Origin of the sequence: Prosthecobacter sp. (assembly GCF_044226605.1) — a bacterium.
Classification (GTDB): Bacteria; Verrucomicrobiota; Verrucomicrobiia; order Verrucomicrobiales; family Verrucomicrobiaceae; genus Prosthecobacter.
This window is the reverse complement of record NZ_JBGAGS010000013.1, coordinates 134,274-147,818: the sequence shown is the minus strand read 5'-3', so window position 1 is coordinate 147,818 and position 13,545 is coordinate 134,274. Positions and strand designations below refer to the sequence as shown.

Genomic DNA, 13,545 nt, shown 5'->3' with positions numbered 1-13,545 from the left:
TGAGCGTTTCAGCCGGACATGAATGAAAATCCCCAACGCCCTGCTGCCGCCGGCGGCGCGGGGTGGACACCTCCGGCACCGGATCATCTGGAAGCCATTCTGCCTCAGTATGATCAATGGGAAATGATCGGCTGCGGTGGCATGGGCGCGGTGTACAAAGCGCGCCAGATATCGCTCGACCGGCTCGTCGCCATCAAGGTTCTGCCGCCACAAGTGGCGGAGGGAGAGGCCGAGTACATCACCCGCTTCAAGAACGAGGCGCGCACCATGGCCAAGGTGAATCATCCGGCCATCGTGGCGGTGTATGATTTCGGAGAGACGCGCGACGGCCTTCTCTACATCGTCATGGAGTACATCGACGGCACCGATGTCTTCAAAATGATTCATGCGCAGGGCAAGCTCCCGGTGGAGCACGCCCTGGCCATCACCGCTCACGTTTGTGACGCGCTGGCCTACGCGCATGAGCATGGTGTCATTCACCGCGACATCAAACCGGCCAACATCCTCATCAACATGGAAGGAGCCGTGAAGGTGGCGGACTTCGGCCTGGCCAGCGTGCACGATCCCAGCCAGGGCGGCTTCCTTACCGAGGAAGGCACCACCATGGGAACTCCGGACTACGTGGCTCCCGAAGTGCTGATCATTGGCATGCCGGTCGATGGCCGTGCCGATCTCTACGCCGTGGGCGTGATGCTCTACAACATGCTCACCGGTAAAATCCCGCGCGGCAGCTTTCAGCTTCCCAGCGAGAAAATCGGCTGCGACAAACGCTACGACGCCATTGTGCTCAAGGCCATGGAGCATGACCTGAGCAGACGCTACCAGACCGCCCGCGAGATCCGGCGGGACCTGGATCAAATCCTCACCGTCCCGGTTGCCAAGGCCAAGCCGGCCCGGCAGGCGCCCCAAGGTGGCATGCAGCCCCGCCTGCCACCGCCTCCACCGCCCAAGCCACCGACGCCCTGGGGCATGATCGCTGCTGCCGTCATCGTTCTCGCGGGCGGCGCCGCCTTTTTCTTGCGGCCTTCGGAGGCACCACCTGCAGCTTCTGGAACGACGGCTGAAGCACCCCGCCCTGCCGATGAGAACGAGCCGGGAACATCCAAGCCAGTTCCCCCCCCCGCTGGCAAAAAGCCGGCCCTTGCCGTCACGCCCGGGACCGCCGTGCCTTCGGTGAACCCCAGGGCCCCCAAAGGCAGCCCCTGGTCCACCATGCCGGTGATGGAGTTCAAGGGGCACTTCTACCAGCTCGTCGGCGAAGGCAGGAACCAGGCCGACGCCCAAAAACATGCGCTAAGCCTTGGCGCCCATCTGGCCACCATCAACAGCCAGGAGGAGCAGGACTGGATGGACAAAACGATGCCGCCTTTCTTGAAGCAGGTCAGCCTGTTGCACGCCACCCTCGGCGGCGTGCGCGAAAAGGGGGTGTGGAAGTGGGTCACCGACGAAGCCTTTGAATACACTCATTGGAACGATCCTGCGGCTGCCACCGCCGATCCGGAGAAAAAGCTCATTCTTAAACTCGACATGAAAGGCCCCGCCCTGACTCACTGGGGCGTGGGCAGCGAGGCCGGCGGACGCGCCTTCCTCCTGGAATGGGATGGCCCGCCCTCGCAGCCAGTCAGGCCCGCTGTGCAGCCACCACCCGTGGCTGAAAGCGAGGGCGCAAAGCGCCTGCGCGAGCTGGACACCAGCTTCCACGCAGCCCTGGAGCGCGATGTCCTGGCCGTTCACCGCACCGCACTGGCAGACTTGAACACCAAGTATCTCGCCGCTTTGGAGCGTGCCCAGTCCGCAGCCATGACGTCCGCCCACCTGGAAGAGGCGCTGGCTTTACGCGAGGAAAAGCAGCGCATCAGCAGCCAGAGTCCGCTGCCTGCCGAGGACGAGTCTGATCTCCCCGCGACTTTGAAGACCTTGCGCGCCACCTACCGCAACAGCCTGCGTCCGATCGAGAGCGCGCGTCTCACCGGCATCAACAGTCTGTTTCAGAAATACGAAGACGTCCTGAAAGGAGAGCAGGCGGAATGGACCAAGGCCTCCAAGCTCGAAGACGCCCAGCTTGCCAGTGCGCGGCTCGCCAGTCTCGGGCGTGAACGCGCCGATCTGTTCAATGAGGCCAGGGAACTCCTGCCGGGCGGAAAAGAGGTCGTGCTGGAAAAGCCTGCGCGCTTCACCACGGCGGGTTCATTCAAGCCGCCCGTGGAATTCACTCTCGTGGTGAAAACGAGAAAAGATGATCTGCGCCTGGCCTATACCGCCAAGCAGTTGATCTTCAACTGGGAGACCAACCCGAGCGAACTCCGCATCGACAGTGATCCCGGAGGCGCCCACCATCTGCCCGGATTGGGACGCATTCCGGAAGACACTTTCGTCACCATCCACTGGCGCATTCTGCCACACATGCAGAGCATTTCGGTGGATGGAAAACGCCGCTTCCTGCATTTCGGCGACTACTCCCGGGTGAACAACCCGCTGGAGATTTTCCCCTTCAAACACCCGGTCACGATCAAATCCGTGAAGGCGAAGGTCTTGGATCTTCAGACGCTGGAGGACCAGGTCTCCAGCGCACCTCAAATGCGCGAGCCCCTGCTGAACAAAGCCGTGTGGACTGGAAAGCTCACCATTCCTGCGGGCACCTATCGTCCACTGCGCCGCATTGATATTGGTGCTGCAGGCAGAAACAATGCGCAAAACGATGAACAGCGCGGTGATGTCGTCAGCCAGCCGGGCATGCGCATCGAAAACGTGCGCTTTCATCTGCGTGAAGGCTCATGGCAGGGAGTGGGCGGCCGTTTCCAGGACGTCAAGATCACTGCCGACCTCGGTGGCAGCTTCGCAGCACGAGACAGCGTGTTCCAGGACTGCATCTTCGCCAAGGAAGGGGTGTGGTACATCGCCCTTTTCAGCAGCAAATGGCACTTCACCAACTGTGTGATCACAGGCTCGTTCATGCAGAACTGGAAGCTGGGAGACGTGGGCATGAAGCTCGAATCCTGCACCCTCCAGGACATCGATCTGAACCCCGTCCTGTTCAAGGAGGACGCCAGTGAAGAGGTCGGCAAGGACTGGCTCACCATTCAAAACTGCCGCTTCATCAACTGCCGCGTCCCTGAAAGCTTCGCGCTCGCCACCAAGAACTGTGTCTTTGAAAAATGCACCTTCGGCGAGCCGGAACCAAAGCTCCTGGCCAAAGCTCCGCTGGATGCCGTCATCTACGTCCAGGATTGCACCAACCAGCCCAAGACCGGTACGGGACGCTCCATCGAGGTCCACCCCGCCTCAGAGTTCAGTGGCAATACCGGAGCCTCCCTGCCCTTTGTGTTCACCAACGGCAGGCTCGATTTCCAAAATCCGCCGCGCTGATCGTCAGCAGCGGGCGGCTCCCAACGTCCTTTACGCTCAGCGCCCTGCCCCGTTGCCGCCCTGCTGGAAGTAGGCGTCGCGCATCTTGCGCAGTTCTTCCAGCCGGTTGGAGATTTCCGTGTGCTCGCGTGCCTTTTCGACCTTCTGCTGCGTCACAAAATGATTGTTGCTCCCCAGACTGCGCCAGGGGCCGGCGGGAACTTCGCTCACGTCCACAAAACGCCAGTCGCAGCGTCCGCTGCTGGAGATGCCCAGGTAGTCACGCACTGCCGGGGAGATGTCCAGGCCCGCGCCACGGTTGTTAGTGTTCTTCGGCCGTGAGTTGCCAAACACATACTCGTGGTCATCGGTCACGAACGGCCCACAGTCTTCCCACTGGGCATAGCAGACGCGGTTGCCATAGCGGATGGCGATCCACTGCCCCTTCAGCACGGTCTTGCCGGAACGCACAAACTTCTGCTTGAACCACGGGATCACCCGGGACGCCTCCGGCTTGTGGGAGTCGTAGTCGATCACATCGTTGTAGGGCAGGGCCACATAGAAGGGGTTCTGCTTCGGCGTGAATCCCATCGGCGTGAAGTTCTCCTTCCGCTTTGCAGGGTCCGGATCGTCATACCCGCCATAGTTTTGCATCCACTGCGTATCCCAGGAGCTTTTGTCGTTGGGAGTCGGATTGTTTTCCGTGGGTTCTTCTCCCACCCAGAACACCGTGGCCACAATGTCCAGCTTCCATGGATACCGGGCGTAACCCAGATGGGGCATGGCGTTTGCGTTGAAACTCGGCACTGCAGGCGCAGGGGAGCGGGGCGGAGGGGGCTGAGACACCGGCCGGCTCACCACTGGCGGGCTGGCCGGGGTTTTGCTTTTCGTAGCCGTGCCTCCCGCCGAGCCCGAGCCGCCTTTTTTTAAGGCCGCCGCAGCACCCGTGGCCGTTACCTTGGAGGCTCCCTGTCCAATTGCCGAAACCGCCGTCGCGAGGGACGCGGCGACGATCAATGGCTTGATGACGCGATTGACGGGCATGGGTGGGGGGACCGGTTTACGGTAAATGTAGCAGATTCACAGGGTAAACTGCAATCTGTAATTCAAGGGTTGGATTCGCTTCAAACAGGCAGGTTTGACTGGACATTCCCACCTCGATTGCAGCGCAGATCATTCGGACACAGGCGCCTGAAGCGTGTTCAAAATGTCGAAATTGCTTCTTTCCGCCCCACCTTGGGAGGTAGCAAAACGCCTCAATAACGGCGCAGTGTGGAGTCTTGCGGCGGGCGGGTGTCGTCCACTTTGGGATAGTCGAGCGTGTAATGCAGCCCCCGGCTTTCGTGCCGCCGGATGGCGCATTCCACGATCAAAGAAGCGGTCTCCACCAGATTGCGCAGTTCCAGGATCTCGCTGGTCACGTGGTTGCTCCAGTAAAACTCCTGCACCTCCCGCTTTAGGTTGCGCAGGCGCGCTGCCGCACGCTGCAGGCGCTTGTTGGTGCGCACGATCGAGACGTAGTCCCACATCAGGCGGCGGATTTCGTCCCAGTTGTGGTAAATGACCACCAGTTCGTCGTTTTCCACCACGCCGCTGGTCTCCCATGGCCGCAGTTCGTAGCTTTGCTCGGCCACTTTCCCCGGCGGGATCTTTTTAATCAGGTGCGCCACGGCCCGCTGCGCCGTCACGCAGCACTCCAGTAGTGAATTGCTTGCCAGACGGTTGGCCCCGTGCAGCCCCGTGCAGCCCACCTCCCCCACGGCGCACAGGCCGCGGATGCTGGTGGCTCCGTTCACATCCGTAAGCACCCCGCCGCATTGATAATGAGCCGCTGGCACTACAGGGATCGGCTCTTTCGTGATGTCGATCCCCACGTCCAGACAGGCTTTCTGAATGTTCGGGAAATGACTCGCGATGAACTCCGCCGGCCGGTGGCTGATGTCCAGATAGACGCAGGGGCCGCCGGTCTTCTTGATCTCATGGTCGATCGCCCGTGCCACAATGTCACGCGGCGCCAGCGAGCCGCGCGCGTCGTAGCGCTGCATGAACTCCTGCCCGTCCTTGCCAATCAGCCGCGCCCCCTCACCCCGCATCGCCTCGCTGATCAGGAACGAGCGATTCTGTGGATGATACAAGCAGGTGGGGTGGAACTGGATGAACTCCATGTCCGAGATCGTCGCCCCCGCGCGCCAAGCCATGGCCACGCCGTCGCCCGTCGCCACGCGTGGGTTGGTCGTGTATAAATAGACTCGCCCGCAGCCCCCGGTCGCGAGGATCACCCGGTCCGAACGGAAGGTGTAAACCGCCCCGCTCCCTTCATCCAGCACATACAGCCCCAGAACCCGGTCCTCGGAGACCAGCCCCAGCTTGGCCGTCGTCAGGATGTCGATGGCGTAATGGTTTTCGTAGATCTTGATGTTCGGATTGGCCCGCACGGTGGCCAGCAGCTTTTCAGTGATCTCCCGCCCCGTGGCATCCGCCGCATGCAGCACACGCCGGGCCGTATGACCGCCCTCCCGGGTCAGGTCAAATTCCAAGTGTCCGTTCACCGCCTCCCGCTGGTCGAAATGCACCCCCCACTTCACCAGATCGGCAATGCGTGCCGGCCCTTCGCTCACGATCGTGCGCACCGCATCCTCTTTGCACAGGCCCGCGCCGGCGATGAGGGTGTCGCTGACGTGCTTTTCGATGGAGTCATTCTCCGCCGTCACGCAGGCGATTCCGCCCTGCGCCCAGTTTGAGTTGGAGTCCAGCGCCCCGCGCTTGGTGATCATGACCACCTTGCCATGCTCGGCGGCATGCAGCGCCGCGACCAGCCCTCCGGCTCCGGTTCCGACGATGATAAAGTCTGCCTCAATCATGAATTGTGGTGACTCTTTCGTCGCGGAACCGTCAACATGCAAATGCGCTACCAGCTTGTTCCCAAACTCCAGCGCGTCGCCAGGTCCAGCAGGTCAGGGCGCATCGGCCACTCGTCCGCACGCGCCTCCTGCCCCTCATGCCTGTGGCTGGCCCCCTTGAGCGCCATGCAGCCGGTGTTGTCCCCGATCTGGCGGATCGTCTCGATTTCCTCCGTGGACAGGCACTGCTCCGGCAGCGCGGCCAGATCGTCCAGCTTGCTCTCAATCGTGCGCGCCCCTTCGCCGTGCTCCTGGATCAGCGTCGGCACCACGCTCTTCACCGCCGTGTTGCCCAGCGTCCACAGACAGGCGAGTTGCAGCATCGACAGCCCATGCTTCTCGGCAATCGGCCGCACCTTCTCCAGTTTCTCCACCCCATGCTCAATCCATCCGCCCGGGCGATGGGTGCGGTGATCGCCATCGCGGAACTTGTGCCCCGGTTTCACATCGTCGTGGAACAAACCGCCGTAATCGACCACACGGGCGAGGATATCGACGTTGTTCTTCGCCGCCGCACCCAGCACATGCTGGCCCGGCCAGGGTTCAAACGGGTTCAAAATGATCATCGCCCAGTCCATGCGATCGCCGAAGCGCTCAAAGCATTCGATCATGTCCAGCGTGAAGCCGTTCGCCGGCCCTGGTGCAATGCCCAGCCGGTCCGTCAGGCCGTCTGTCTTCAGCGCTGTGAACGCATCCCACACCTTCTCGCTCGTGTAGCTGATGCTGTCCGGATTGTGCAGCATGAGCAGGTCAAACTTCGAGGCTTTGCAGCGCTCCAGGCTCTTCTCCGTGGCCATCTTCAGATAATCATAATACTTCTCCGGCCCGCGCAGTGTCGGGTCCGTGAAGCGTGGGTAGCCGCGCGATCCCTGGCGGATGCCCTCGTAAATGTCATGCCCCACGATGCCCACGAGGCAGTATTCCTCCCGCGGCACTCCTTGCAGCGCCTCGCCCAGCAGCGCATCCGCGCGGCCCACGCCATACACGTCCGCCGTCACAAAGGTGCGCACCCCCTTGTCAAAAGAGTCGCGCATGAGCTGCTTGTAATGCTCCTCGGAAAGCTGTTCTCCGTAGTGCATGAAGCGTCCGCCGCTCCAGGTGCCGTAGGCTGTTCGTGTGAGATTCATAAAAGGGAAAGAGGGTCAGGTTGGAATTTTGAGGGGCAGATACATAACGACTCCGCCCCGGGTTTCAAACACCGATCACATCCCGGGCCGCCGTGGCGCAGGATTTGACAAAATCAGCCACAGGCTCCATCGGCGTTCCCCATGAAGAGGCCGTCCGCCCCGCGCAAAACCAGCAAACCGGCCCCCGCGAAGCCCACCAGCCTCGCCACCCTCCTCACCGAGGTCCGCCACCTCATCCAAAGCGCCCGCCGCAACGTCTCCACCATCGTGGACACCTTTCAGGTGATGACCAACTTCGAAATCGGCAGGCGCATCGTGGAACACGAGCAGAAGGGCGCGAAGCGTGCCGCTTATGGTGCGGAGCTGCTCAAGGAGCTGTCGGAGAGACTGACGGAGGAGTTTGGTGGGGGCTTTTCGCGCTCAAATCTCGAGTACATGAGGAAGTTTTTTCTCGAATGGCAAAAGCGTGCTCCAATTTCCCAGACGGCGTCTGGGAAATTGGACGGCCAAGAAATAATCCAGACAGCGTCTGGACAATCTGCGCTGATAGAGATTTCCCAGACACCGTCTGGGGAATTCAAACCGCCCTTCACCCTCAGCTGGTCGCACTATGTCGTACTCATGACCATCAAAGACCCGGACGAACGCAGCTTTTACGAAATCGAATCTGCACAGTCCAATTGGAACGTGCGCGAACTCAAACGCCAGAAAGCCTCCTGCCTCTACGAGCGCCTCGCTCTCAGCCGGGACAAGGAAGGCATCCGCAAGCTCGCCCGCGAAGGCCAGGTCGTCGTCCGGCCGGAGGACCTGCTCAAAGAACCCTTCGTCCTCGAATTCCTCGGTCTCGATGAAAAGGCCAGCTACTCCGAAAACGATCTCGAACACGCCATCACCAACCGCCTCGAGCACTTCCTCCTCGAACTCGGCAAAGGCTTTCTCTTCGAAGCCCGTCAGAAGCGCTTCACCTTCGATGAAGACCACTACTTCGTTGATCTGGTCTTCTACAACCGTCTCCTCCGCAGCTACGTCATCATCGACCTCAAGCTCGACAAGCTCACGCACCAGGACCTCGGCCAGATGCAGATGTACGTGAACTACTACGACCGCGAGGTGAAGCTCCCCGACGAGAACCCCACCATCGGACTCCTGCTCTGCAAGTCCGCAAAAAAGACCGTGGTCGAGCTCACCCTGCCCAAGGACAGCAACATCCATGCGAAAGAGTACAACCTCTACCTGCCCTCCAAGGAACTGCTGAAGGAAAAACTCGACGAATGGAGCGCTGCGGCGATGGGATGAGTACCGCCATCACCGCCGGCATCCTTAATCCTGCACCGCTTTCACCAGCAGATCAGCGATCTTCTCCGCGGAGTTTTTCACTGCCAGCTTCTGCGCCGCCTTCTTCATTTCTCCCGCTTTGCGCGGATCATTGAAGACGCTGCGCACGGCATCCGCCAGCGTGTCGGCGTTCAGCTCGCTTTCCTTCATCAGTTTGGCTGCTCCCGCCTGGTCAAAGATTTCCGCGTTGCGCGTCTGATGATCCTCGGCGGCAAATGGGTACGGCACCAGCAGGCTGGGCACGCCAAAGTAGGCCAGTTCAGACATCGAGGACGCTCCCGAGCGCGCAATCGCCAGATCAGCAACGCGGTAGGCCAGATCCATCCGGTGGCAGAAGGCCGCCACGTGCTGCTTCAGCATAGGGATCTTCGCATACACATCCCGCACCTCCTCATAATCCGTCGGTCCGGCGATGTGCAGCACCTGGATGCCCATTTTTTCAAACTGCTCCAACGCCGTGCCCACCGCCCGGTTCACACCCCGGGCCCCCTGGCTGCCGCCCATGATGAGCAGGGTGCGCTTGTCCTTGTCCAGTTTGAAAAAGGCGTTCGGGTCGTCATTGTTCTGCTTGCGCATGCTGCTGCGGATCGGCGTGCCCACCACCCGCACGTCTCCGTGCTTGGGGAAGTGCTCCTTGCACGCTTCCAGGCCGCACAGCACGATATCGCTGTAGCGTGCATTCAGCTTGTTGGCCTTGCCCGGGATGGCGTTGCTCTCATGAATGAGCGTGCGGCAGCCCTCTTTGCGCCCGGCATACAGCGGGGCGAAGGAAGTGAAGCCGCCCATGCCCAGGACCACATCCACCCCCCGGTCATGGATGATCTTGCGGCAGGCCTTCGTGCCCTGCCACAGGCCTTTAAGAAATCCAAACATCTTGGGAGACCAAGGTTTCGGCATGGCCAGAAACGGCATCTTCTCAAACCGCAACTCCGGGTGCCCCGAAGCGGCCAGGGTGTCGATCTTCTTTTCACTGATGAGCAGGGTCACCTCGTGGCCCCGTGAGGCCAGGACCTCACCGACGGCAATTCCAGGGAACAAATGCCCCCCGGTGCCACCGCACGCGATTAGCACGTGGATGGACTTCGAATTTTTTTGTTTCACTGCGATTCAAAAGGCTAAAGCTGGGGTGTCCAGCGGCGCTTTCTGCGGATCACGGGTAGCTGATCCCAGGTCAGATGCACGCCCTGGCGGTGGATGTTGATCAGGATGCCCACTGCGACCATCGCAGCGACGAGACTGGACCCTCCGTAACTTACGAAAGGCAGCGGCAACCCCTTGTTTGGCAGCAAAGCAGTGGTCACCCCCATGTTCAAGAGCCCTTCCATCCCTAGCAAAAATGTCAGCCCTGCCCCCAGGAGCTTCCCAAACCGGTTCGGCGCATACGCGGAAACCACCATTCCCGCCATCACCAGCACCGCAAAAGCCAGCACCACGGCCGCCGTTCCACGCAGGCCCAGCTCCTCCCCCACCATCGGGAAAATAAAGTCTGTGTGCGCCTCCGGCAGGTAGGAGAGCTTCATGCGCCCCTCCCCCAGTCCGCGACCTTCCAGCCCGCCTGAGCCAAATGCCAGCTTGGACACCCACTGCTGCAGACCCAGGTCCTCCCGGTGGTTTTCCAAGTCAAAGGTGACCATGATGCGGTCAAACCGGTTCGGCAGGAACTTCACCCCCGCCACCAGGCCGCCGATGCAAAGCACGACGATGATCGAAAGGTACCGCAGCTTCGTGCCCGCCACAAACATCACCCCCAGGCCCACCGCAGACGCCAGCAATGCACTCCCCAGGTCAAATTCGCAGCCGATCAATGCCACGATCCCCAGCAGAATGAGGCCTGGCAGCACAAAGCCGCGCCAGAACGTGCGCGTCAGCGCCTGATGCGTCCCAAACCAGCCTGCCAGGGCGATAACGAGCGCGATCTTGGCAAACTCCGAAGGCTGCACGCGGAACCCGCTCACTCCAAGAGCCTGCAGGCCGATCCAGCGCCGCGATCCATTGATCCTCACACCGACCCATGGCACAGCATAGCACAGCGCCAGCAGCACCGCAGCAGCGATCAGAATATGCCAGCGCCAGCGCATCCAGACATTGTAATCCACCATGGCCATGAACACACACACCACGGTCGCCACTCCCAGCCACCCCAGCTGCCGCCACAGCGTCACGTAGTCTTCCCCGCCCTCCTGCGCCACTTCAAACGTGGTGCTCGCCAGCATGGTGATCCCCAGCGCGATCAATGACAGCACTGCGAGAATGAAAAGGATGATGGAATACTTAGCCATGCCTCCGGATGCGGACGTTTATTTCGCCGGGATCACCAGCTTCATCCCGTCCCGCATGGAGTTCGGGTTCTTGATGTTGTTTGCCTTCTGAATCGAAGCCACCGACACACCGTATTTGGAGGCCAGGCGGTAGAGCGTCTCGCCAGACTTCAGTGTGTGGGAGCGTGCAGCAACGGCCTTCGTGGCCGGCTTCGGCGGTGCTTCTGCAGTCACTTTCTTCGTGGTTTCTGTTTTCTCCTTCTTCGTTGCAGGCGGCGTGTCCGCGATCTTCTTCAGCATCTGCGTCGGTGGCGGCACCGGGCTGGGCTTCGCCAGTGGCCGGGCTTCCGCCTTGGCCACGGGTTTCGGCTCGTCACGATCACGCGGTCTGGTCGTCGCAGGCTTGCTGTCTTCCACCTTCGGTGCGTTTTCCGTCAGCAGGGACACAGCGCGCGGATTGCTAGGCGGCGGCAGCGCAGCCACTCTGGACGCGGTTGCAGTCGCAGGCGTGTCGGCAGCGGCCACGAGGGAGGTGGTCGCAGGTGGTGCTTCATTCGGCGCCATGAGAGACACGGGCGACAAGGTGGCTGCAGAAAGGCTCGCCGGCGCATCCGCGGGCTTCACGGCTTCGCTGGGCACCTTTGTGGCCGGCGGCTGGTCGCTCACCACGGGAATTGCCTTCGGCACTTCTTCAGTCACGACCATCGGCTTCATCGTCTTCGGGTCCACCGGAATGGCGCTGGGCACTGCCTGCTTGGGCACACGCAGCATCGTGCCAGGCCCGATTTGCAGGCCTTTGTCGATCAGGTTCAGCCTGGTGATTTCCGCCTCTGTGGTTCCAAACTTTGCAGCGATGGATTTGATCGAATCTCCCGAGTGCATCTCGTAGCTGTCAAACTTCTCCGTATTCGCCGCCGCCTGCGCCTGTGCGGTCACAACTTCCGGCGCAGCCACCGGCAGCCCGGTGCCAGTGCTCACCGCACGCGCCGCCTGGGTCGCTGCCTGCTGCGGCTTCTCGTCGTCTCCCATGAAGTCATAGATGATGATCCCGCCGATCAAGACCACGTGGATCAGCAGCATCACCACAAACATCCGCGCCATGCCGGAGTTCGGTTCATGCTGGTTCCATTCACCCTCTTCCGTCACGAGCGCCACACGGTGGCGATGCCGCTCGCCGTCCATCAGGTTCAGCAGCAGCCTGGGTTCTTTGCTCTTGGATTTCATCTTCATAGGACCTGGGGTCTGGGATTGTCGGGATTTGGGTTCTTAAAATTCAATTCAATGCGTTCACGGCCTCGCGAAAGACCTCGCCGCGCTGCGCATAGCCGGTGTACATGTCAAAGGAGGAGGTGCCCGGGCTCAGGATGATCGCATCCCCGGCCTGCGAAACTTCGGTGGCGCGGCGCACGGCGTCCGCCATGTCGCTGGCGCACTGGCAGGGCAGCAGGTCGCCAAAGGTGCTTTCCAGCTGCTTCGCGATCTCGCCGATCAGCACCATCGCCCGCACCTGTCCGTTCAGTTCGGCGCGCAGCGGCGTGTAGTCCAGCTCCTTGTCCTTGCCTCCGGCGATCAGCACGATCGGCCGCTCCTGAGAGCGCAGGCAGGCTTCCAGCGCATGCAGGTTCGTCGCCTTGGAATCGTTGATGTATTCGCGGTCACGCAGGGTGCGCACCAGCTCGCAGCGGTGGCGCGGCGGCTCATAGCTCTCCATGGCCTTCAGCATGCTGGAAAACTGAAGTCCAAAAACGCGGCCCGTCATCAGCGCCGCCAGTACATTTTCCATGTTGTGCTTGCCGCGCAGTTTCAGGCCGCTGGCACTGCCAATCTCCTCGCCGAGATGATAAAACTTTCCGTCCTTGTAGGTGTAGCCCGCCTCCGCGCCGTAGGCCGAGAAGGTCCAGCGCTGCGCCGCTCCGGACGAGACGCTTTCGCCTGCGCGCACAATGGCCACATCATCCGCCGTGACGTTTTCAAACACCCGCGCCTTCGCAGCAAAATACGCTTCCATGTTTGGATAGCGGTCCAGATGATCCGGCGCAAAGTTCAGCCACAGCGTGGCCTTCGCACGGAAGTCGCGGATTGTCTCCAGTTGGAAGCTGCTGATCTCCAGGGCCAGCACATCGTAGCTCACGCCGCTCGCCACCACTTCACTCAGCGACACGCCATGATTCCCGCAGGGCAGCGACTTCATGTCGCAGCCGTTGAACAGCGTCGCAATCAGCTCTGTGCAGGTGCTCTTGCCGTTTGTCCCGGTGATCGCCGCCATCGGCATGTCCGTCAGGTGAAAGGCAAACTCCGTCTCTCCCACCAGCGGCACACCTGCGTCCGTGAACTTCTTGGGCAGCGGCCAGTGTTCATCCAGCCCGGGGCTGATGATGACCTGCTGAAACTCACCCGGCTTCACCACCAGATCTCTTGCCGCCTGGCCCAGCACGCAGCGGAAATCCTCCACCGGCTTCGCCTTGTCTCCTTCGTCAAAGATCGTCACCTCCGCGCCATGCAGGCGCGCCAGACGCGCGGCACCGAGGCCGCTGCGTCCAGCACCGAGAATGGCAAAGTGTTGTGAGGCGAAGCGCATGA

9 protein-coding genes are annotated in these 13,545 nt (G+C 61.2%); 2 read left to right on the top strand and 7 right to left on the bottom strand.

Annotated features, from left to right (window positions below):
• Positions 1-18: 18 nt before the first annotated feature.
• Positions 19-3,366, top strand: coding sequence for a protein kinase domain-containing protein (locus ACILSO_RS18995; protein ID WP_395739025.1), 3,348 nt, complete (start codon positions 19-21; stop codon positions 3,364-3,366).
• 36 nt (positions 3,367-3,402) lie between these two features.
• Here the strand turns inward: ACILSO_RS18995 and ACILSO_RS18990 are convergent, their stop codons facing one another.
• The 3 genes from ACILSO_RS18990 to ACILSO_RS18980 form a co-directional block, all read right to left on the bottom strand.
• Positions 3,403-4,389, bottom strand: coding sequence for a hypothetical protein (locus ACILSO_RS18990; RefSeq protein ID WP_395739024.1), 987 nt, complete (start codon positions 4,387-4,389; stop codon positions 3,403-3,405).
• A 212-nt stretch (positions 4,390-4,601) separates the two neighbouring features.
• The gene (nadB, locus tag ACILSO_RS18985; protein ID WP_395739023.1) at positions 4,602-6,206 is read right to left on the bottom strand and encodes an L-aspartate oxidase; all 1,605 of its coding nucleotides are present in this window, start codon (positions 6,204-6,206) and stop codon (positions 4,602-4,604) included.
• A 47-nt stretch (positions 6,207-6,253) separates the two neighbouring features.
• A complete protein-coding gene (locus tag ACILSO_RS18980) occupies positions 6,254-7,372 on the bottom strand; it encodes an aldo/keto reductase (protein ID WP_395739022.1) in 1,119 nt (372 codons plus the stop codon).
• A gap of 141 nt (positions 7,373-7,513) precedes the next feature.
• On the opposite strand from ACILSO_RS18980, the gene ACILSO_RS18975 reads away from it, so the two are divergent.
• Entirely contained in the window at positions 7,514-8,668 is a 1,155-nt protein-coding gene (locus tag ACILSO_RS18975; protein WP_395739021.1) for a YhcG family protein, read from the top strand.
• 24 nt (positions 8,669-8,692) lie between these two features.
• Here ACILSO_RS18975 and murG read toward each other — a convergent pair whose 3' ends face one another.
• Genes murG through murD form a run of 4 tightly spaced genes read right to left on the bottom strand, consistent with a single transcriptional unit; the run spans position 8,693 to position 13,543 of the window.
• Positions 8,693-9,808, bottom strand: a complete 1,116-nt coding sequence (gene murG / locus ACILSO_RS18970) for an undecaprenyldiphospho-muramoylpentapeptide beta-N-acetylglucosaminyltransferase (protein WP_395739020.1) — start codon at positions 9,806-9,808, stop codon at positions 8,693-8,695.
• Positions 9,809-9,822: 14 nt separating this feature from the next.
• On the bottom strand, positions 9,823-10,986 hold the full coding sequence (locus tag ACILSO_RS18965) for an FtsW/RodA/SpoVE family cell cycle protein (protein WP_395739019.1): 1,164 nt from the start codon (positions 10,984-10,986) through the stop codon (positions 9,823-9,825).
• A gap of 18 nt (positions 10,987-11,004) precedes the next feature.
• Entirely contained in the window at positions 11,005-12,189 is a 1,185-nt protein-coding gene (locus tag ACILSO_RS18960) for a LysM peptidoglycan-binding domain-containing protein (RefSeq protein ID WP_395739018.1), read from the bottom strand.
• 49 nt (positions 12,190-12,238) lie between these two features.
• Positions 12,239-13,543 (bottom strand): UDP-N-acetylmuramoyl-L-alanine--D-glutamate ligase, encoded by a 1,305-nt coding sequence (gene murD / locus ACILSO_RS18955; RefSeq protein WP_395739017.1) that lies wholly within the window; start codon positions 13,541-13,543, stop codon positions 12,239-12,241.
• Positions 13,544-13,545 lie beyond the last annotated feature (2 nt).

Bases quoted from the DNA above. Each gene is read 5' to 3' on its own strand.
- ACILSO_RS18995 (WP_395739025.1), top strand. From the start codon at position 19: ATGAATGAAAATCCCCAACGCCCTGCTGCCGCCGGCGGCGCGGGGTGG.
- ACILSO_RS18965 (WP_395739019.1), bottom strand. From the start codon at position 10,986: ATGGCTAAGTATTCCATCATCCTTTTCATTCTCGCAGTGCTGTCATTG.
- murD (WP_395739017.1), bottom strand. From the start codon at position 13,543: ATGCGCTTCGCCTCACAACACTTTGCCATTCTCGGTGCTGGACGCAGC.
- ACILSO_RS18960 (WP_395739018.1), bottom strand. From the start codon at position 12,189: ATGAAATCCAAGAGCAAAGAACCCAGGCTGCTGCTGAACCTGATGGAC.
- ACILSO_RS18975 (WP_395739021.1), top strand. From the start codon at position 7,514: ATGAAGAGGCCGTCCGCCCCGCGCAAAACCAGCAAACCGGCCCCCGCG.
- nadB (WP_395739023.1), bottom strand. From the start codon at position 6,206: ATGATTGAGGCAGACTTTATCATCGTCGGAACCGGAGCCGGAGGGCTG.
- ACILSO_RS18990 (WP_395739024.1), bottom strand. From the start codon at position 4,389: ATGCCCGTCAATCGCGTCATCAAGCCATTGATCGTCGCCGCGTCCCTC.
- ACILSO_RS18980 (WP_395739022.1), bottom strand. From the start codon at position 7,372: ATGAATCTCACACGAACAGCCTACGGCACCTGGAGCGGCGGACGCTTC.